This is a genomic window from Pseudomonas sp. Marseille-Q5117, from assembly GCF_946901175.1.
GTDB classification, from domain to species: Bacteria; Pseudomonadota; Gammaproteobacteria; order Pseudomonadales; family Pseudomonadaceae; genus Aquipseudomonas; species Aquipseudomonas iranensis.
In genome coordinates this window covers 22,905-42,086 of record NZ_CAMPPP010000026.1, presented here as the reverse complement: position 1 = coordinate 42,086, position 19,182 = coordinate 22,905, and the positions used below count along the sequence as shown (strand labels likewise).

Sequence of the window (19,182 nt, the reverse complement as noted above, 5' to 3'; positions counted from 1 at the left end):
TGTGCCTTCTTCTGAGTGCTGCCCGATCGTGCCAGCATTTGCCGATCTTACATGCAGATCTCAGGAGACATCATGACCGAATCGAGCCACCCTTCTCCGCAATCCATTCTTGTCCTGGGCGCAGGCGAGCTCGGCCTGCCGGTTTTGCGCAACCTTGCGCGAGTGGCAAAGCGCTCGCCCGGCAGCACGATCAGTGTCCTGCTCAGGGCCTCGACGATCGACAGTCAGGTGCCGGCAAAGAAAGCCGAAATTGATGAACTGCGCAGTCTCGGCGTGCAGATGGTGGCGGCAGATCTGGTCAACGATTCGATCGACCAACTGGCCGAAGTCTTCGCACCTTTCGATACCGTCATCGGCTGCGCCGGCATGGTCGCTGGTCGCGAGACGCCGATGAAGCTGGCGACCGCTGCGCTCAAGTCGGGCATCAAACGCTACTTTCCCTGGCAGTTTGGCGTGGACTTCGAAGTCATCGGCCGGGGCAGTCCGCAGGATCTGTTCGATGCTCAGCTCGACGTGCGCGAACTGCTGCGCGCGCAGGAAAAAACCGAATGGGTGATCATCTCGACCGGCATGTTTACCAGTTTCCTCTTCGAGCCGGTGTTTGAAGTCGTTGATTTCGACAACGACACCGTTAACGCCCTGGGCAGCCTGGACACCAGCGTGACGCTGACGACCCCGGACGACATCGGCAAACTGACTGCAGAAATCGTTTTCTTCGAACCGCGTTTTCGCAACGAGATCGTGTATCTGTCGGGCGACACGCTGACCTATGAACAGGTCGCGGGCCTTCTCGAACGCGTGCTCGGACGGCCCTTCAAGCGTAACGTCTGGACGGTGCCGCACCTGATGCAGGAACTGGAAAAAGACCCCACTCACCACATCAAAAAATACCGCGCGGTGTTTGCCCAAGGTCGAGGTGTGGCGTGGCCGAAAGCGGGCACGTTCAATGAGCAGCGGGCGATACAGGTCACGACGGCCGAGCAGTGGGCGCGGGAAAATCTTGCGAACGAGTGAAAGCAGATTTTGCGCAGCGGGGCGTTGTGGGCGCTTTATACTCCCGCAAGCACCAGCTCCGCTGCCCGCTCACCAATAACGACGCACGGCGCCATCGTGTTGCCAACGGTAATGCGCGGCATGATCGAGGCATCTGCGACGCGCAGCCCGTCGATCCCGTATACGCGTAATTGATGGTCAACCACCGACAGCGCATCGCGGCCCATTTTTGCCGTACACGACAGGTGCCAGTAGGTCATCGCCGAGTTGCGGATGAACTGTTCCATAGCGCGACGCTCTCTGGGACCGGGCACGACTTCGCGCTTGATCAGCCCATTGAAGGCCTGGCTGTTGCCGAGTGCGCGGCACAGTTCGATCGACGCATATGCCGCTGCCATGTCCTCGGGCTCGCTCAGGGAGTTCGGCTCAATGATCGGTGCATCCAGCGGCCCTGCACCCGATAGCCGCAGGCGTCCGCGACTGGCCGGTCTGGCCAACCCGGCGAACATCGTCCAACCATGTTCCGGCGGTTGAATGGCGACCTCAGGCGGAGACGGTACCGCGAATGCCAGCTGACACTGCAAAAGATCCGGGGCTTCCAGGCGACTGTCGCTTTTCCAGTACAAGGTGGTTTCGCATCCGCTGCCAGCGACCGCTTGGGGTTGTTGGTATTCCCACGTGCAGCCGAAAGCCAGATGATCCTGCAAATTCTCGCCGACACCGGGTAAATGAACGACCGGTGCGATGCCGTGTTTTCGCAGTTCATCCGCCGGGCCGATGCCCGACTGCATGAGCACTTTCGGTGATTGCACCGCGCCCATGGACAGAATGACTTCAGCTGCGGCATGAAACCGGCGCCGCTCGCCGGCGATCAACACTTCGACACCGACGGCCCGGGTGCCGACCAGCAACACGCGGGTCACCAACGCCCCGGTCAGCACCGTCAGGTTCGGACAGTGCAAGTGTGGCCGGATGTAGGCGTCGTAAACCGACTCGCGCTTGCCCTGTTTGATGCGCAAGTCGGTGACAGCGATCCCACCTGCCCCTTCCATCATCACGCCATTGGGACTGTCGAATCGGGGGATGCCCAGATCGCTGGCCGCCTCCAGCGTTGCCCACGCAAGGGGTTGAGGCGTGGCCGGCTGCTCGACATGTACCGGCCCACCTGAACCACGCCGGGTGGCGTCCGGGCTGCCTTGCCAGTTTTCGATCCTGCGGTAGTAATCGAGCACCGATGCGTAGCCCCAGGCCGGGTCGCCAGACTCGGCAGCAAAATGCTCCCAATCGGCGCGATGGCCGCGCGACCAGACCATCACGTTGATGCTCGAACCTCCACCGAGCCCCTTGCCCATGCTCAGCGGGAGCCGTCGGCCGTTGAGGCGTGGATCGGATTGCCCCTCGAATGCCCAGTCGCGCGCAGAGCCGAGGTTCAGCGGCCATTGCGCTGGTTCTGTCACCTCGGCGCCCGAATAGTCTTCGCCGGCCTCAATCAGCAGAACCCGTGCGCCTGACTGATCGGCAAGCCGCGCAGCGACCACGCAGCCCGACGTGCCGGCACCACAGACAATGAAGTCATAGTCGTGATCGCTTCGAGGGTTCATACGCCCGCTCCCCTTCGCTGCCGCGATCACTGTTCAGCAACGCTGTGCACGGCCTTGAGAATCACTGCGGCGACCTCGGCCGGCTGCGACTGCTGCGGGACATGGCTGGCGTGCACCTCTGCAAGGCTCGCACCGATACGCTTGGCGGCAGAACGCTGGACGTCGGGATGAATCATCCGGTCTTCGGTAGCGAGCAGGTACCAGGACGGCTTGGTTTTCCAGGACGAAACGGTGGTTTTATCTTCGAAAGCCGAGGCCTTGATCGGTCCTTGCGTGGCAGTCATGACGGCAGTTTGCGCGGCCGGCAGATCCTGAGCGAAGTCCTTGGCCATGCCTTCGGGGGTCAGATAGAGGAAGCCGTTACCGTCAGCCTTGATCTGACTGATGCCCGGCGGCGTCGGCGCGCCTTTACCCTGTTCGCCACTGGTTTGCCCGGCCTCTGGCGCGAAGGCGGCGACATACACCAGAGCGCTCACTTTCTGGTCGCTGCCAGCCTCGGTGATCACCGTGCCACCCCAGGAGTGACCGACCAGCACCACCTTGCCCTGCTGGTTGTTCAGCGCGCGGCGCGTGGCGGCAACGTCGTCGGCCAGCGAGGTGAGCGGGTTTTGCACAACGGTCACGGCCACGCCTTTGGCTTGCAGCAGTGGCACGACTTTGGCCCAGTCGGAACCGTCAGCGAAGGCGCCGTGTACGATCACCACCGAAGGCGTTGTATCCTGCGCGTGGCTGGCGCCGGCCAAGAAGGTACTGGCCAGGGCAAAGGCGACGGTGGCGAATTTCGATTTGATTGTTTTCATTGGATGAGCTCCTGTTCGGGAGTTCAGATTCTGCTGACTGGCCTGCGTTGTGGGCATCGGTCAATTATCCGACCCCGGGGCATTTTTCATGGATAGTGGCTTGCAACTGGACATCTCGCTGGACGGCGCACTGGCAACCATCGCCCAGGTCGGTGACCTCAGCATGGGGCAACCGCTCGGTCATTCCCGGCGCGTTGCCGCTTTGGCGCGGATGCTCGCGCAGGCATGCCACGGCGCCGGTGAGCATTTGCAGGTTGCAGAGCAGATTGCCTTGCTGCGCTGGTCTGGGTGCACGGCCAACGCCGAAGGCTTTGCCGACCTGCTGGGCGACGACGTCGATGGTCGCCGCGCAATGCTCGATCTGACCCTCGGCAATGAACAGATGAACGCGGTGCATCAGGCAACCCCGCTGGCCGTGGTGCACTGTGAAGTGTCCGGTGCAATCGCCAAAACCCTCCAGCTCGGAACCGCCGTCGAAGCGGGCCTGTGTCGGGTGTTCGAAACTTACGACGGCACTGGCCGACCGTTGGGCGTAAGCCATGAACACATCCCGGAGGTCGCCTATCAGGTGGTCATGGCCGGTGACCTGGATATTCTCACTCGCGCTCACGGCCTGGACGCGGCGTTGCGCTGGATCAACGAGCAGTCGGATCGGCGCTATCCAGCGTCGCTGGTGTCGTTGCTGGTGGCTAATGCCAAGGCCTGGCTGGCGGAACTCGAAACGCTTTCCACTAAAGTTGAACCCGTGCCTGAGCAGCGTCGTGTCTCGCTGACTTTGGTCGGAGACGTCATTGACTTGAAGCTGCCATGGCTGGCCGGGCATTCGCGTCAGGTCGCCCATGTCGCCATGGAAGCTGCGCGCCTGTGGGGGCTGGGTGAACCGACTTTGGCAAACATTGGCAAGTCCGCGCTGATTTACGGTCTCGGCCGCGCAGCCGTTTCCAATCACCTATGGAATAGCCCAGGGCCGCTGCCCTACGGTGCGGCAGAGCGAGTGCGCCTGGTGCCTTACTGGACGCAACAGGCGCTCAGGCCGGTAATGGAACTGGCCGCGCCCGCCGAGATAGCCCCCCACGCGTATGAACGGCTCGATGGCAGCGGCTATTTTCGCGGCGTGGCGGGTGATGCACTGAATGCCGAACATCGGCTGTTCGCCACCTCGGTCGCCTGGGTGGCGTTGAGGCAGGCCCGGCCCTGGCGATCAGCCCACGACGAAGCCGCAGCGGGCAAGCTACTCAAAGAGGATGCTGGCCGTGGCCTGTTCGATAACGATGGCTGCGAAGCGGTCATTGCTGCCGCCAGTGGCGAGCGCCGCCTGCGGCAACCCAAGCCTTCGCTGCTGACAGCCCGTGAGTGCCGCATTCTTCTGGAGATCAGCCGTGGCGCCAGCAACAAACAAGTCGCGCAACTGTTGGCTATCAGTCCGAGCACGGTGCGCACGCACATGGAAAGCATCTTTCGCAAACTGCAGTGTTCGACCCGGGCAGCCGCCACCCTGAAGGGGCTGACACTGGGCTTGATCGCCTGAGTCCACCCGGTCACGCCTGATCAGCCTGCCTGGCGCGAGCAAGTTCGATGAATGCCTTGGCGGCCGCAGAGGGATTGCGGCGGTTCGGGGAGTACAGGCACAACCTGTCTCGGGGCGGGGGCCAGTCCTCGAGTACCTGCACGAACTCGCCGGTGCGGATTTCGTCACGAACGTCCTGCTCCATGAAAAAGCCCAGCCCCATGCCCGCCTGCACTGCGACCTTGACCACGCTCGATTCATCCAGCGTAAGCGGACCGTTCACATCCAGACGGGTAACTTCTCCGTCCCGTTCGAAATACCAAGGGAAAATCGCCCCGTTCGGCAGTCGCACGCGGATGCATCGATGCCCGAGCAGATCGGACGGCGTGCGCGGTTTGCCGTGTTGTGCAAAATACCCCGGCGAACCGACCACTGCGTAACGCTGCGGCGGCCCTACGGGGACCACAATCACATCGTTGGGCACCAGGCCTGCCGAGCGCACGCCGAAATCGAAGCCGTCAGCCACGATATCCACCAGCCGGCCTTCGGTTACAAGATCAATATGGACTTTCGGATGCTGCTGCAAAAACTCGATCACCAGTGGCAGCAGCGCCGAACGCGCAGCGCTGGCGAAGGCGTTGATGCGCAACGTGCCCGAGGGTCCGGCGTTTTGCGAGCGCACTGCGTCGAGTGCCGCACGCAAATCTTGCAACGCTGGCCCCACCTGTTCGAGAAACACCCTGCCCGCTTCGGTGATGGCGACGCTGCGGGTGGTGCGGTTGAACAGTCGCGATTCGAGGCGCGCTTCCAGTTGCGCAATGGTGTTGCTCAGCGCGGTAGTGGAGACGTCGAGATCAATGGCGGCCTGGCGAAACGACCCCCTTCGCGCCACGGCTATGACGGCGTCCAGTTCATTGAGGGCCAAGCGATCCTGAACCATGGATTGTCCTGATTTCCGGGATAGGTCATTAATTTTTGTCCCAGTTGAACAAACTATCTGCGACCCAGCAAGATGACTCCAGTTAATCAATAAGGAGTCAGCCAATGAACCTTCAACTTCCCGCCGTCGTGCAGACGCATGTCACGGTCATCGACGAGAAAGAAATCTACGACGCGATCCATCAATTCCGAGCGCTGGAGATCTCGCCATGCTGAATTCAGGATTGGCTGGCAAACGGGTGCTCGTCACTGGCGGCACCAAGGGAATCGGCAAAGCAGTGGTCGAGTGGTTCCTCGCCGAGGAGGCAAAGGTCATCACTTCGGCTCGGCAAGTGGACGTCGAAATGCCGGGCGCACTGCTGGTTGCGGCTGATCTTTCGACACGGGAAGGTTGTGACGCACTCATCGCAGCGGTCCAAAAGCAACTGGGCGGCGTCGACATAGTGGTTCATGTCCTGGGTGGCTCGTCGGCCCCCGGTGGTGGTTTTTCAGCGCTGGACGAGGAGCAGTGGCAACGCGAGCTCAATCTGAATTTGCTGCCAGCGGTGCGCCTCGATCGCGCCCTGCTCCCGGGCATGCTTGAGCGTCGGGATGGCGTGGTGATCCATGTCACCTCCATCCAGAGTCGACTGCCACTGCCGGAATCCACCACAGCGTACGCGGCGGCCAAGGCTGCGCTGTCGACCTACAGCAAGAGCCTGTCGAAAGAGGTGTCGCCCAAAGGGGTCCGTGTGGTTCGGGTTTCCCCGGGCTGGGTCGAAACCGAAGCATCGGTCGCATTCGCCGAGCGACTCGCGCAGGAGGCAGGCACTGACTATCAGGGTGGCAAGGACATCATCATGCAAGCCTTGGGCGGTATCCCGCTCGGCCGCCCATCGACGCCAGCTGAAGTGGCTGAGCTGATCGGGTTTGTGGCGTCGCCGCGAGCGGCTTCGATCACAGGAAGTGAATTTGTGATCGACGGCGGGACCATCCCGACAATCTAGCCGGCAGTTTGCGGGTCAGGGATGACTCGCTGAATCCGACCGGCACGCTTACATCCGATGCTGCTCCAGCAAAAAATCCACAAACAAGCGCACCCGCGCCGGCATCGCCGCGCCGCCCACGAACACCGCATGAATCGGCTCCTCATCGCCCGGGTTAAACGTTTGCAGCAGCGGGATCAGCGTGCCGCGCTGCAAGTCTTCCCTGACGGTGAACTCGCCAATGCGCGCAACGCCTGCGCCGAGTCTGGCGAACTGGGCCAGTGCTTCGCCGCTGCTGCATTCGATGTTGCCGCTGACTTTCAGCGAGAACTCCTTGCCGTCGCGGATGAACGGCCAGTTGGCTTCGGCGCGGCGGAAGTTGAAGCGCAGGCAGTTGTGCTTGAGCAGGTCTTCCGGTTCGAGAGGTGTGCCGTGGCGTTTCAGGTAATCGGACGATGCGACCACGACCTGGCCGGTGTGGCCGAGGCGGCGTGCGGTCAACGGGCTGTCGGGCAGATGGCCGAAGCGGATGGCGACGTCCGCCTGGCCGGCGAGGATGTCGACTACTTCGTCGCCGAGGCTGAGGTCGACGACGATGTTCGGGTAACGGGCGGTGAAAGCTGCGACCAGCGGCACAATGGTCAGCCGTCCATGGCCAAGGGCGGCACTGACACGCAAGCGGCCCTTGGGTACGCCTTGGTCGGTAATGGCCCCTTCCACTTCGTCCATGTCGGCGAGAATTCGCCGGGCACCGCGCAGGAAGGCCTCGCCCTCGGCGGTAAACGTCAGCGCGCGGGTGGTGCGCAGCAGCAAGCGGGTGCCAAGTCGTTGTTCAGCGCGGGCGATGATCCGACTGACCGCCGAAGGCGTCAGCCCCAACGCACGCGCAGCCGCTGAGAGGCTGCCCTCCTGCGCCACGGTGACGAACACGCTCATTTCCCCTGACCTGCCGTTGAAGTCCATTCGTGCCTCTTACGCAAAGGTGATTGCCAAAATCGCCATCTACCGCCGGAAAACGATGGATCGTAGCATTGGCGGCATAGATGAGGAGACTTTCCATGCGTATCAATCCACCACTTGTTGCACTCGCTGTCGGCGCCTTTGGCATCGGCGTCACCGAGTTCGCGCCGATGGGTATGTTGCCCGGCATCGCCGCCGATCTCGGCGTTTCCATTCCCGCTGCGGGGTTGCTGGTCAGTGCCTACGCCTTGGGCGTGCTGCTCGGCGCGCCGCTGATGACCCTGACCACTGGCAAGATCCCGCGGCGCTATCTGCTGATCGGGCTGATGGCGATTTTCACCCTGGGTAACCTGATGTCGGCGCTGGCTACCGACTACTACAGCCTGATGGTCGCCAGGGTGATCACCTCGCTCAATCACGGCGCATTCTTTGGGGTCGGCTCTGTGGTCGCCGCCAGTGTGGTCGCGCCGGAAAAACGTGCCGGCGCCGTGGCGGCGATGTTCATGGGCCTGACGTTGGCGACTATCGGCGGCGTGCCGCTGGCGGCGTGGTTTGGTGAGCTGTTCGGCTGGCGCACGGCGTTCTGGGGCATTACCGGTCTCGGCGTGCTGACCATGATCGCCTTGTGGTTCGCCCTGCCCAATCTGAAAGCAGAGCAAGGCGCGGGTGCACTGGCGGAAATACGAGTATTGGGCCGCGGTCCGGTGTTGGCCGCACTGGCCCTGACCGTGGTCGGCTCGAGTGCGATGTTCACCGTGTTCACCTACATCGCGCCGATTCTCAGCAGCGAGACCCACGCGTCCGCCGCGTTCATCACCGCCATGCTGGTGTTGTTCGGAATCGGTTTGACGCTGGGCAACATGTGGGGTGGCAAGGCTGCCGACCGTTCGATCGACCGCACCCTGATCGTGTCGCTGAGCGCATTGATTGTGGTGTTGCTGGTGTTCACGGTGCTGATGCGCTGGCCGCTGCCGGCCGCCGTGGCCATTCTGATCTGGGGTATCGCCAGCTTCGCTCTGGTGCCGCCGCTGCAGATGCGCGTGATGGAAGCCGCCAAGGACGCGCCGAATCTGGCTTCGGCGGTGAACATCGGTGCGTTCAATTTCGGCAACGCGATCGGCGCGGCGCTGGGTGGCGCGGTGATCAATGCCGGGCTGGGTTATCCGGCGATTTCCCTGGCCGGCGCGGCGATGGCTGGTCTGGGCCTGCTGATGGTGCTGACGTTCGCCTGGCGCTCCAGAGCCAGTGCCGCTGCGCTGGCGTAAGTCTTCGCAGCGCTACGCCCCGCCCTGCTGATATTCGCGGGGCGTGCAGCCGAACTCGCGACGGAACACCGTGTGCAGATATTGCGCAGACTTGAAGCCGCAGGCCTGGGCAATGTCGGCAATCGCCGCATCGGTGTTCTTCAAACCGCTGGTAGCCGCCGCCAGTTTGAAACGCAGAATCTCGTCATGCACGCTGCAACCGCGCTCGGCGCGGAAATGCGCTTCCAGCGATGAGCGCGACACCCCGACATAGGCCGCCACTTGCGCGGTCTTGATGCCTTGGCAGGCATATTGGCGGATAAACAGCAGCGCTTGCATGACGTAGGGATTGCCCAGCGGTTGGTGCAGGCTCGACACCTGCACGTTGACCGCGTCCGGCGGAATCAGAATCTGCGTACCGGTGGACGGCATGCCGTGGAGCATCTGGTGCAGCAATTGCGCAGCGGTGCGGCCCATGGTTTCGGTGCCCTGAATCACCGAACTCAGCGGTACGCGAGTCAGGCTGCGGGTCAGCGGGTCGTTGTCGATGCCGATCAGCGCGACCTGCTCCGGCACGGCGATGCCGGCGGTCAGGCAGGCTTGCAGCAACTGCCGGGCACGGGCGTCGCTGACGGCGATGATGCCGATCGGTTTGGGCAGGCTGTGCAGCCAGGCGATCAGTTGCTCGACGGCACTGTCCCACAACGGTGCGCTGGTGCCCATGCCGCGATAGATCTCGGCGTGCAGGCCGTCGCGTTGCATCAGTTTGCGAAAGGCCTTTTCCCGCTCCTGCGCCCAGCGATTGGCCTGCGCTTCCGGCAGGCTGAAACAGGCAAAGCGCTGCAATCCCGCCTCGACCAGATGCGAATAAGCCAGAGTGATCAATGCATTGTTATCGGTGGCGACATAGGGGATCGCTTTCGGATAGGCGCGTGCATCCTCGTAGGAACCGCCCACCGCTACCACCGGCAAATGAATGTCGGCCAGCGCCTCGCCGATCAGCGGATCATCGAAGTCGGCAATGATCCCGTCGCCCTGCCAGCGCTCGATGCCTTTCAAGCGGCAGAGAAAGTCCTCTTCCAGAAACAGGTCCCAGGAAGCGCGAGTGCTGCTCAGGTAGTTGCCGATGCCGCTGATGATTCCACGGTCGTAGATCTTGCTGCCGTTGAACAACAGGGCGATGCGGTGCACGGGCGGTAGGCTCTTCATTCAGTATCCGGATTTTGCGTCAAGCCATTCGCGAGCAGGCTCGCTCCCACACAGTTTTGTGAACGACACGAATCAAATGTGGGAGCGAGCCTGCTCGCGAAAGCGGCCTCAATTGTTTTTGTTCCGGGCCGCCATGTCACGGCGACGATGGACACAGACTAGGCCTCCGCGCGCTGAAGCTCAATACGCAAAATCGCACTCGCAGTTGAGGCTTTTCATAATCAGCGGGCACGGGGCCGTTGCTAGTATCGAGACACCGCCAAGAACAACAAGGACAAGGTCCATGCAGTATTTCCCCAATATCGAGCCGGTTCGCTACGAAGGCCCGAACAGTGATTCGCCCCTCGCATTCCGTCACTACGACGCCGACAAGCTGATCCTCGGCAAACCCATGCGCGAACACCTGCGCATGGCCGCCTGCTACTGGCACACTTTCGTCTGGCCGGGCTCTGATGTGTTCGGCGCCGGAACCTTCAAACGCCCGTGGCAACGCAGTGGCGAACCGATGGAACTGGCTATCGGCAAGGCTCAAGCCGCATTCGAGTTCTTCAGCAAACTGGGCATCGATTACTACTGCTTTCACGACACGGACGTCGCCCCCGAAGGCAACTCGCTGAAGGAGTACCGCGAACACTTCGCGCAAATGGTCGACCGCCTCGAACAGCATCAGGAACAAAGCGGCATCAAGCTGCTCTGGGGCACCGCCAACTGCTTCAGCAATCCGCGTTTTGCCGCCGGTGCCGCGAGCAATCCCGATCCGGAAGTGTTCGCCTGCGCCGCCGCGCAAGTGTTCAGCGCGATGAACGCCACCCATCGGCTCAAGGGTTCCAACTACGTGCTGTGGGGCGGTCGTGAAGGCTACGAAACCCTACTCAACACCGATCTGAAACGCGAGCGCGAACAACTCGGGCGTTTCATGCGCATGGTGGTCGAGCACAAGCACAAGATCGGTTTCACCGGCGACCTGCTGATCGAGCCCAAGCCGCAGGAGCCGACCAAGCACCAATACGATTACGACAGCGCCACGGTGTTCGGCTTCCTCCAGCAGTACGGCCTGGAGAAGGAAATCAAGGTCAACATCGAGGCCAACCACGCGACCCTGGCCGGCCACAGCTTTCATCACGAAATCGCCACCGCCGCCTCGCTGGGAATTTTCGGCAGCATCGACGCCAACCGTGGCGATCCGCAGAACGGCTGGGACACCGACCAGTTCCCCAACAGCGTCGAAGAAATGACCCTGGCGACCTATGAAATCCTCAAGGCCGGCGGTTTCAAGAATGGCGGTTTCAATTTCGACTCCAAGGTGCGCCGGCAGAGCCTCGACGAGATCGACCTTTTCCACGGTCACGTTGGCGCCATGGACGTTCTGGCCTTGTCGCTGGAACGTGCCGCCGCGATGGTCGAGAACGATCAACTGCAAACCCTCAAGGATCAACGCTACGCCGGCTGGCGTCAGCCGTTCGGGCAAGCGGTGATGGCGGGCGACTTCAATCTCGAGTCGCTGGCCGAGCACGCGTTCAGCAACGAGCTGAACCCGCAAGCCGTCAGCGGCCGCCAGGAAATGCTCGAAAACATCGTCAACCGTTACCTGTATCGCTGATCGCCAAGGGAGGCTGCCGACGCAAGAACGCTGTGACAATTGCACGACAATTCTGTGCCTGCTGCGTCGGCAGATTCTCTACAGTTCTACCAGCCCGATTCATCGTCAGGCCGTGTCTTTCCAACAAAAATAAAAGGACGCACCACCATGAAGAACTTGAAACGTACGCTATTGGCCAGTGCCCTGGCGTTGTTGGCCCTGCCGGTAATGGCCGACGCTACCCACCCGAAAATCGGTTTCTCCATTGACGATCTGCGTCTGGAACGCTGGTCGCGCGATCGCGATTACTTCGTCGCGGCGGCAGAAAAAATGGACGCCAAAGTCTTCGTGCAATCGGCGGACGCCAACGAGCAGAAGCAGATTTCGCAGATCGAAAACCTCATCTCTCGTGGCGTCGATGTGATCGTCATCGTGCCGTTCAACGCCACGGTGCTGACCAATGCGGTGGCCGAAGCGAAGAAAGCCGGGATCAAAGTGGTGTCTTACGACCGGCTGATTCTCAACGCCGATGTCGACGCCTATATCTCCTTCGATAACGAAAAGGTCGGCGAGATGCAGGCCGGCGGCGTGCTGAAAGCGGCGCCCAAGGGCAATTACTTCTTGCTGGGTGGCGCGCCCACCGACAACAACGCCAAGATCCTCCGTGAAGGCCAGATGAAGGTGCTGCAACCGGCCATCGACAAGGGTGATATCAAGATCGTCGGCCAGCAGTGGGTCAAGGAATGGAACCCGACCGAAGCGCTGAGCATCGTTGAGAACGCCCTGACCCGTAACGACAACAAAATCGACGGCATCGTCGCCTCCAACGACGCCACCGCTGGCGGTGCCATCCAGGCACTGGCCGCGCAGCAGCTGGCCGGCAAGGTGCCGATTTCCGGTCAGGACGCCGACCTCGCAGCGGTCAAACGCGTGATCGCCGGCACGCAAACCATGACCGTGTACAAACCGCTGAAACTCATCGCCTCCGAAGCAGCCAAGCTCTCGGTGCAACTGGCGCGCAACGAAAAACCGGCCTACACCTCGCAGTACGACAACGGCAGCAAAAAGGTCGACACCATCCTGCTCACGCCAACGCCGTTGACCAAGGACAACATCGACTTGCTCGAACAGGATGGCTTCTACACCAAGGCGCAGATTGCCGGGCAGTGATCCGGTCGTAAATCTTGATCAGACCTGTGGGAGCGAGCCTGCTCGCGAAAGCGGAGTGTCAGTCAGTAAAGCTCTGGCTGAAAAGGCCCCTTCGCGAGCAGGCTCGCTCCCACACAGGTTCAGTGGTGTTTGAGTCCCTGGTATACGAGCCTTTTCCATGTCCGACTATCTGCTGCAAATGAACGGCATCGTCAAAACCTTCGGCGGTGTCAAAGCGCTCAACGGCATCGACATCAAGGTCCGGCCCGGTGAATGCGTGGGCCTGTGCGGCGAGAATGGCGCCGGCAAGTCGACGCTGATGAAGATCCTTTCGGCGGTCTATCCCCATGGCACCTGGGACGGCGAAATCCTCTGGGACGGGCAGCCGCTCCGGGCGCAGTCGATCAGCGAAACCGAAGCCGCCGGCATCGTCATCATCCATCAGGAACTGACCCTGGTGCCGGACTTGTCGGTGGCGGAAAACATCTTCATGGGCCATGAGCTGACGCTGCCCGGCGGGCGCATGAACTACCCGGCGATGATCCACCGCGCCGAAGCGTTGATGCGTGAATTGAAAGTGCCGGACATGAACGTGTCGCTGCCGGTTTCGCAGTACGGCGGCGGTTATCAGCAACTGGTGGAAATCGCCAAGGCGCTGAACAAACAGGCGCGTCTGCTGATTCTCGACGAACCCTCCTCGGCCCTGAGCCGCTCGGAAATCGAAGTGCTGCTCGACATCATCCGTGACCTCAAAGCCAAGGGCGTCGCCTGCGTCTACATCTCGCACAAACTCGATGAAGTCGCCGCCGTGTGCGACACCATTTCGGTGATCCGCGACGGCAGACACATCGCCACCACCGCCATGGCCAACATGGACATTCCACAGATCATCACGCAGATGGTCGGGCGCGAAATGAGCAACCTTTATCCGAGCGAGCCGCATGAGTTTGGCGAGGTGATTTTCGAGGCGCGTCACATCACTTGCTACGACGTCGACAACCCCAAGCGCAAACGGGTCGACGACATTTCCTTCAGCCTCAAGCGCGGCGAGATCCTCGGCATTGCCGGGCTGGTCGGGGCCGGCCGCACCGAACTGGTCACCGCACTGTTCGGCGCTTACCCCGGCCATCACGAAGGCGAAGTCTGGCTAGACGGCCAGCCGATCGACACGCGCACGCCGCTGAAAGCGATCCGCGCCGGCCTGTGCCTGGTGCCCGAAGACCGCAAGCGCCAGGGCATCATTCCCGATCTCGGTGTCGGTCAGAACATCACCCTCGCCGTGCTCGAGAGTTATTCGAAAATGACCCGTATCGATGCCGAAGCCGAGCTGGGCTGCATCGACCGGGAAATCTCCCGTCTGCATCTGAAGACCGCAAGTCCGTCCCTGCCGATCACCAGCCTGTCGGGCGGTAACCAACAGAAAGCCGTTCTGGCGAAAATGCTTCTGGCCAAACCGCGCGTGCTGATTCTCGACGAGCCGACCCGAGGCGTGGACGTCGGCGCCAAGTACGAGATCTACAAATTGATGGGCGCGCTGGCCGCCGAAGGCGTGTCGATCATCATGGTTTCATCGGAACTGGCCGAAGTGCTCGGCGTGTCCGACCGCGTGCTGGTGATCGGCGAAGGCCAGTTGCGTGGCGACTTCGTCAACCATGAACTGACCCAGGAACAGGTACTCGCCGCCGCCCTCAGCCAGCCCGGCAGCCATAACAATAATGATCGGAAAACCGCGTAAATGAATCAGGTCAAACAACTGTTCACCCGCTACAAGATGCTCGCGCTGGTATTCGCCGTGGTGCTGATCTGGCTGTTCTTCAGCTGGCAGACCGAGGGCGGCTTCCTCACCCCGCGCAACCTTTCCAACCTGCTGCGGCAGATGTCGATCACCGGAATTCTGGCCTGCGGCATGGTGCTGGTGATTATCAGCGGCGAGATCGATTTGTCGGTGGGCTCATTGCTCGGCCTGCTCGGCGGCCTCGCGGCGATACTCGACGTGGTCTATCACATTCCGCTGCTGGCGAATCTGAGCCTGGTTGCCCTGTGCGGCCTGATGATCGGCCTCGCCAACGGCTACATGGCGGCGTACTTGCGCATCCCGTCATTTATCGTCGGGCTGGGCGGCATGTTGGCGTTTCGCGGGATTTTGCTGGGGATCACCGGCGGCACCACCATCGCCCCGGTATCGCCGGAGCTGGTCTACGTCGGCCAGGGTTATCTGCCCCACGCGATCGGCACCGGTCTGGGGATTGTGCTGTTCGTGCTGACGATTTTTCTGACCTGGAAGCAGCGACGCAATCGCGCCTTGCATGGTCTGGCGGCGCATTCGCTGGTGCGTGATGTTGTGCGCGTGCTGGTGATCGGCGCGGTGCTGGCGGGTTTTGTTCAGACCCTCAATAGCTATGACGGCATTCCCGTGCCGGTGCTGCTGTTGCTGATTCTGCTCGGCGTGTTCAGCTACGTCACCAGCCAGACCGTGTTCGGCCGCCGGGTCTATTCGGTCGGCAGCAACATGGAAGCCACGCGCCTGTCAGGCATCAATGTGCAAGCGGTCAAGCTGTGGATTTTCGGCATCATGGGCGTGATGTGCGCCCTCGCCGGCGTGGTCAACACCGCACGCCTCGCCGCCGGCTCACCGTCCGCCGGCAGCATGGGCGAGCTCGACGCCATCGCCGCCTGCTTCATCGGCGGCACCTCCATGCGCGGCGGCTCCGGCACCGTCTACGGCGCCCTCCTCGGCGCACTGGTGATTACCAGCCTGGATAACGGCATGTCGATGCTCGACGTCGACAGTTACTGGCAGATGATCGTCAAGGGCAGCATTCTGGTGTTGGCGGTCTGGGTGGATGTGAGTACGCGCACGGCGCGGCGTTGATCGCCGCGAGCCTGGAGGGATCTGCTTCAAAAGGGAGCAAGAACGCAAGCCGCTGCTACGCTACGTAACACAATATTATGGAATACCAGATACCACAAAACATTGCTTTGAACGCTTGGTCCGCTCTGGCTCAATGGCTTCGAAGGCCTTGCACAGCTTGGCCCGTATCTTGCTCCTCCAGTGCATATCGCGCTCAAGGTCTATGGCCATGCCTGCATCCTCCGCAAATTTCGGCGACGCTCACACCCGCTCTTCAAGCGCGGTGTGTGCGTTGCCGTGCGCAGCCATGGCGCGTTATCTCCGTCGATTCCGCTCTTCGTCCTCCATCGTGCTGCCGCAGCTGCCATCCTGCGTGAGCGCGAAGCAAAACGGTTTCTGGCAGATAGTCAGGTAGCACCTCCCCACGAGAGTCTCTCTCGATCTCTCGCAGTTTCCGCCTTGGCGGATCGCTGCGCACCGTCATTACCGAGTTTTCTGGTGAGTCCCTCCGGCTCGCCCGACGCTCTGCATCCGGAACAAACCTGATGAACCAAAACACCGCCTTGCTTGTGATCGATATGCAAAAGGAAGATGGCTTCCCGCTCGAACGCTTCGATCAAGTGGTCGATAACGCCGCATCCCTGATCGATCGCGCTCGCCAGTTGCACATCCCGATTTTCTATACCCGCCATGTCAACGACGCTCCGGGCCGCGATCTGGCGCTGGGCGAACCGGTAGACGACCAAGGCAGGCCAACGACTTACCGCGCCGGCACATCTGCGATCGAGATCATTGACGCTCTGGCGCCTCGAGACGCTGACGTCGTCATCGATAAACGCCGGTACAGCGCCTTCCACGGCACCCGTTTGGCTCAGATGCTCAACCGCCGAGGCATCAAGCACCTGGTGGTCATCGGCGTGCTGACGGATGTGTGTGTCATGAGCAGTCTGTTCGACGCCTATCAGCACGACTTCCAGATCAGCCTCGTCACTGACGCCTGTAGTGCGACTACAGAGGGAGCGCATTACTCAGCACTGTTCATCCTTTCCAACTGGCTGTACGGGCTGGAACTCTTCACCACCGAACAGTTGTCGAGACGCTGGAACAACGAGCCGGCAACATCGCTTCGAACCGCAGAACCCGATCACCTCGCATTCCAGCCAGATGAATTCCCACAAGTCGTAGCGCGCTTTCAACGCCGCCTCGTCGTCGCCTGCTGAACGGAGAACAGACATGAAAGTTGAAAAACGCAGCATCGACTTTATCCCAGAGAGCGAGCGTCACGGTCGGCCCCGTTCCCTGTTCTTCGTCTGGTTTGGTGCCAACGCCAACATCACCACGGTAGCGGCTGGAGTGTTGCCCATCAGCCTGGGACTCAATCTTTTCTGGAGTGCGCTATCGATCCTTATCGGTTCGCTGATTGGTGCAATCTTCATGGCTTCGCACTCCGCGCAGGGACCGAGACTGGGTATTCCGCAGATGATCCAGAGCCGGGCACAATTCGGGGTTTTCGGCGCTATCGTACCGCTGCTGTTCGTCATGCTTATTTATTTGGGCTTTTTCGTCAGCAACACGCTGTTGGCTGCTCAGGCGGTGAGCGACCTGAGCCCGTTGAGCACCGCTGGCAACATCGCTCTGCTGGGCGCGGCATGCTTCCTGGTCGCGCTGTTCGGCTACCAATTGATTCATCGCGTGCAGAAGCTGCTTTCGCTGATTTCGATTGCGGTGTTCGGCATCGCCACCCTGCTCGCCCTCGCGCTGCCGATAGAGACCGGCCAATGGACCGCGCAGGGTTTCAATCTGGTCAGCTTCCTCGCCTCCGTCAGCATCGCGGTCACTTGGCAATTGTCCTACGCACCTTACGTGGCGGACTACTCTCGGTATTTGCCGAGCGACACATCCACCCGCCAAGTGTTCTGGTACAGCTATGCCGGTACCGTGATCGGCGGAAGCTGGATGATGCTGTTAGGCGCCGTGCTGGCCAAGGGCATGGTGGGGTTCTCCGATAACGTCGGGCTGCATCTGATAGGCCTGCTCGGAGGAGGCACGCTGCTGATGGTGGCATTCGTGCTTTACGGCCAGATCGCCATCAACGTGTTCAACCTGTATGGCGCTTTCATGTCGACGGTCACGATGATCGAGCCTTTCTCTGCGCTCAAAATCACCCCGTCTGTACGTGCGGGATTCCTACTGATCATCTGCACGATCGCAACCGGTTTATGCACATTGGCGCAGGACGACTTTCTGCAGTTCTTCCTGAATTTCATTTTTTTCATGAGCTACTTTCTGATCCCCTGGACGGCGATCAATCTTGTCGACTATTACGCGCTGCGCAAAGGCGTTTACCGGATTGCCGACATCTTCGATCCGGCAGGCATCTACGGTCGGGTGAACTGGACAGCAATCGCAGTATTCCTTTGCACCATTGCTCTGGAAATTCCGTTCATGAACACCTCGATGTACGTCGGGCCTGTTGCCACCAGCCTGCAAGGCGTAGACCTGGCGTGGGTCGTTGGCTTGCTGTGCCCTGCGTGCGCTTACTACGCCCTCATGCGCCGGCGCGGTTCGCTGTTGATCAAGGCATCGCAAGTTTGATGTTCGCAGGCTGAGAGCGTTTGTGCTCTTCTATCGGAACAGTACTGAGGCCCGTATTCACGGGCCTCTTACTTCCTGTGCAAGTTTGTGTAACATCCGGGAAACTGGACGATTCGATTTATACGTAAGTCAAAACAATTACTGGCAGTGATTTATTTTCAGGGACATGATCAACGGCCCAACCCAACTCTCTGCAGTTGTACAAGCGCAGCGGTAATCGTTGAGTCTTGCCGAATTTCATCAGCCGCCTCGTTTGCGAGCTGAAGCGAACATCAGCGTTTCGCTGATGGCTTGAACTGACGATCAATGTCCAACATCTTCGCGACGCACAAGGCCAGGCGCTCATTGATCACCCGCTCCTGCTCGTTTTTGAGACACTTCTCACAAAGCCCGGCATGGCCGGCGCTTGCCTTGCAACGCTCCGCTTGCGGCGAGGTTTTGTACAGCCTATTGCATTTTGTACAAGCATGACGCAGCTCGTCGTTTTCCATGGCCCTTCTTCCTGTCAAGGCACAAACGGGTCATTAACCATTACATGAGCTTCGCTGAATCTGTACAGGAAATAGTTCGTTTATCGCCTCGCTTGCGAAGCTTGCTAACTAAAATCTTCCACTGGACTAACTGCACCAACGTACTAACTTGAAAGTATCGGCAGCGATCTACAGATTACGCGCTAGTTAAACGCAGCGATAATCCTCGTCAACATAAAATGACATTCAAATGCCATCACACCGGGCAAGCGCTGATATATTTTGCCGTTTCGCTTAGTTGCGCTGATCAAACTTTCGCA

The 19,182-nt window shown here is 60.6% G+C and carries 16 protein-coding genes; 10 read left to right on the top strand and 6 right to left on the bottom strand.

Features of this window, described 5'->3' with window-relative positions; translation table 11 throughout:
* The first annotated feature begins 72 nt into the window (after positions 1 to 72).
* Positions 73 to 1,014, top strand: coding sequence for an aromatic alcohol reductase (locus OC605_RS27105; protein ID WP_262140393.1), 942 nt, complete (start codon positions 73 to 75; stop codon positions 1,012 to 1,014).
* A gap of 35 nt (positions 1,015 to 1,049) precedes the next feature.
* Here the strand turns inward: OC605_RS27105 and OC605_RS27100 are convergent, their stop codons facing one another.
* On the bottom strand, positions 1,050 to 2,594 hold the full coding sequence (locus OC605_RS27100) for a GMC family oxidoreductase (protein ID WP_262140392.1): 1,545 nt from the start codon (positions 2,592 to 2,594) through the stop codon (positions 1,050 to 1,052).
* Positions 2,595 to 2,620: 26 nt separating this feature from the next.
* Positions 2,621 to 3,394, bottom strand: a complete 774-nt coding sequence (locus OC605_RS27095) for an alpha/beta fold hydrolase (RefSeq protein WP_186568975.1) — start codon at positions 3,392 to 3,394, stop codon at positions 2,621 to 2,623.
* A gap of 88 nt (positions 3,395 to 3,482) precedes the next feature.
* On the opposite strand from OC605_RS27095, the gene OC605_RS27090 reads away from it, so the two are divergent.
* Positions 3,483 to 4,922 carry an HD domain-containing phosphohydrolase gene (locus tag OC605_RS27090; RefSeq protein ID WP_262140391.1) on the top strand — a complete coding sequence of 480 codons (1,440 nt, stop codon included), beginning with the start codon at positions 3,483 to 3,485 and terminating at the stop codon, positions 4,920 to 4,922.
* Between the two features lie 10 nt (positions 4,923 to 4,932).
* On the opposite strand, the gene OC605_RS27085 is transcribed toward OC605_RS27090, so the two are convergent.
* Entirely contained in the window at positions 4,933 to 5,841 is a 909-nt protein-coding gene (locus tag OC605_RS27085) for a LysR family transcriptional regulator (protein WP_262140390.1), read from the bottom strand.
* Positions 5,842 to 6,049: 208 nt separating this feature from the next.
* On the opposite strand from OC605_RS27085, the gene OC605_RS27080 reads away from it, so the two are divergent.
* Complete coding sequence (locus OC605_RS27080) at positions 6,050 to 6,826, top strand: SDR family oxidoreductase (protein WP_262140389.1); 777 nt, start codon at positions 6,050 to 6,052, stop codon at positions 6,824 to 6,826.
* A gap of 48 nt (positions 6,827 to 6,874) precedes the next feature.
* Here the strand turns inward: OC605_RS27080 and OC605_RS27075 are convergent, their stop codons facing one another.
* Entirely contained in the window at positions 6,875 to 7,768 is an 894-nt protein-coding gene (locus tag OC605_RS27075; protein ID WP_262140388.1) for a LysR family transcriptional regulator, read from the bottom strand.
* A 95-nt stretch (positions 7,769 to 7,863) separates the two neighbouring features.
* Here OC605_RS27075 and OC605_RS27070 point away from each other — a divergent pair, with 95 nt between their 5' ends.
* On the top strand, positions 7,864 to 9,030 hold the full coding sequence (locus OC605_RS27070; protein ID WP_262140387.1) for an MFS transporter: 1,167 nt from the start codon (positions 7,864 to 7,866) through the stop codon (positions 9,028 to 9,030).
* 12 nt (positions 9,031 to 9,042) lie between these two features.
* On the opposite strand, the gene OC605_RS27065 is transcribed toward OC605_RS27070, so the two are convergent.
* Positions 9,043 to 10,218: a XylR family transcriptional regulator gene (locus OC605_RS27065; protein WP_016774329.1), complete on the bottom strand. Its 1,176-nt coding sequence runs from the start codon at positions 10,216 to 10,218 to the stop codon at positions 9,043 to 9,045.
* A 283-nt stretch (positions 10,219 to 10,501) separates the two neighbouring features.
* On the opposite strand from OC605_RS27065, the gene xylA reads away from it, so the two are divergent.
* The 6 genes from xylA (at position 10,502) to OC605_RS27035 (ending at position 18,392) form a co-directional block, all read left to right on the top strand.
* On the top strand, positions 10,502 to 11,818 hold the full coding sequence (gene xylA, locus OC605_RS27060) for a xylose isomerase (RefSeq protein WP_130888049.1): 1,317 nt from the start codon (positions 10,502 to 10,504) through the stop codon (positions 11,816 to 11,818).
* Between the two features lie 147 nt (positions 11,819 to 11,965).
* Entirely contained in the window at positions 11,966 to 12,967 is a 1,002-nt protein-coding gene (gene xylF, locus OC605_RS27055; protein ID WP_186568968.1) for a D-xylose ABC transporter substrate-binding protein, read from the top strand.
* A gap of 157 nt (positions 12,968 to 13,124) precedes the next feature.
* Positions 13,125 to 14,681, top strand: coding sequence for a D-xylose ABC transporter ATP-binding protein (xylG, locus tag OC605_RS27050; RefSeq protein ID WP_262140386.1), 1,557 nt, complete (start codon positions 13,125 to 13,127; stop codon positions 14,679 to 14,681).
* On the top strand, positions 14,682 to 15,818 hold the full coding sequence (locus tag OC605_RS27045; protein ID WP_101162477.1) for a sugar ABC transporter permease: 1,137 nt from the start codon (positions 14,682 to 14,684) through the stop codon (positions 15,816 to 15,818).
* 524 nt (positions 15,819 to 16,342) lie between these two features.
* Positions 16,343 to 17,017, top strand: coding sequence for a cysteine hydrolase family protein (locus OC605_RS27040; protein ID WP_262140385.1), 675 nt, complete (start codon positions 16,343 to 16,345; stop codon positions 17,015 to 17,017).
* 13 nt (positions 17,018 to 17,030) lie between these two features.
* Positions 17,031 to 18,392, top strand: coding sequence for a purine-cytosine permease family protein (locus OC605_RS27035; RefSeq protein WP_262140384.1), 1,362 nt, complete (start codon positions 17,031 to 17,033; stop codon positions 18,390 to 18,392).
* A 272-nt stretch (positions 18,393 to 18,664) separates the two neighbouring features.
* On the opposite strand, the gene OC605_RS27030 is transcribed toward OC605_RS27035, so the two are convergent.
* Positions 18,665 to 18,883: a hypothetical protein gene (locus OC605_RS27030; protein WP_125926101.1), complete on the bottom strand. Its 219-nt coding sequence runs from the start codon at positions 18,881 to 18,883 to the stop codon at positions 18,665 to 18,667.
* Between the last annotated feature and the right edge of the window lie 299 nt (positions 18,884 to 19,182).

Excerpts from the sequence above, each read along its gene's own strand:
- OC605_RS27105 (WP_262140393.1), top strand. The coding sequence starts at position 73 with ATGACCGAATCGAGCCACCCTTCTCCGCAATCCATTCTTGTCCTGGGC.
- OC605_RS27100 (WP_262140392.1), bottom strand. The coding sequence starts at position 2,594 with ATGAACCCTCGAAGCGATCACGACTATGACTTCATTGTCTGTGGTGCC.
- OC605_RS27095 (WP_186568975.1), bottom strand. The coding sequence starts at position 3,394 with ATGAAAACAATCAAATCGAAATTCGCCACCGTCGCCTTTGCCCTGGCC.
- OC605_RS27090 (WP_262140391.1), top strand. The coding sequence starts at position 3,483 with ATGGATAGTGGCTTGCAACTGGACATCTCGCTGGACGGCGCACTGGCA.
- OC605_RS27085 (WP_262140390.1), bottom strand. The coding sequence starts at position 5,841 with ATGGTTCAGGATCGCTTGGCCCTCAATGAACTGGACGCCGTCATAGCC.
- OC605_RS27080 (WP_262140389.1), top strand. The coding sequence starts at position 6,050 with ATGCTGAATTCAGGATTGGCTGGCAAACGGGTGCTCGTCACTGGCGGC.
- OC605_RS27075 (WP_262140388.1), bottom strand. The coding sequence starts at position 7,768 with ATGGACTTCAACGGCAGGTCAGGGGAAATGAGCGTGTTCGTCACCGTG.
- OC605_RS27070 (WP_262140387.1), top strand. The coding sequence starts at position 7,864 with ATGCGTATCAATCCACCACTTGTTGCACTCGCTGTCGGCGCCTTTGGC.
- OC605_RS27065 (WP_016774329.1), bottom strand. The coding sequence starts at position 10,218 with ATGAAGAGCCTACCGCCCGTGCACCGCATCGCCCTGTTGTTCAACGGC.
- xylA (WP_130888049.1), top strand. The coding sequence starts at position 10,502 with ATGCAGTATTTCCCCAATATCGAGCCGGTTCGCTACGAAGGCCCGAAC.
- xylF (WP_186568968.1), top strand. The coding sequence starts at position 11,966 with ATGAAGAACTTGAAACGTACGCTATTGGCCAGTGCCCTGGCGTTGTTG.
- xylG (WP_262140386.1), top strand. The coding sequence starts at position 13,125 with ATGTCCGACTATCTGCTGCAAATGAACGGCATCGTCAAAACCTTCGGC.
- OC605_RS27045 (WP_101162477.1), top strand. The coding sequence starts at position 14,682 with ATGAATCAGGTCAAACAACTGTTCACCCGCTACAAGATGCTCGCGCTG.
- OC605_RS27040 (WP_262140385.1), top strand. The coding sequence starts at position 16,343 with ATGAACCAAAACACCGCCTTGCTTGTGATCGATATGCAAAAGGAAGAT.
- OC605_RS27035 (WP_262140384.1), top strand. The coding sequence starts at position 17,031 with ATGAAAGTTGAAAAACGCAGCATCGACTTTATCCCAGAGAGCGAGCGT.
- OC605_RS27030 (WP_125926101.1), bottom strand. The coding sequence starts at position 18,883 with ATGGAAAACGACGAGCTGCGTCATGCTTGTACAAAATGCAATAGGCTG.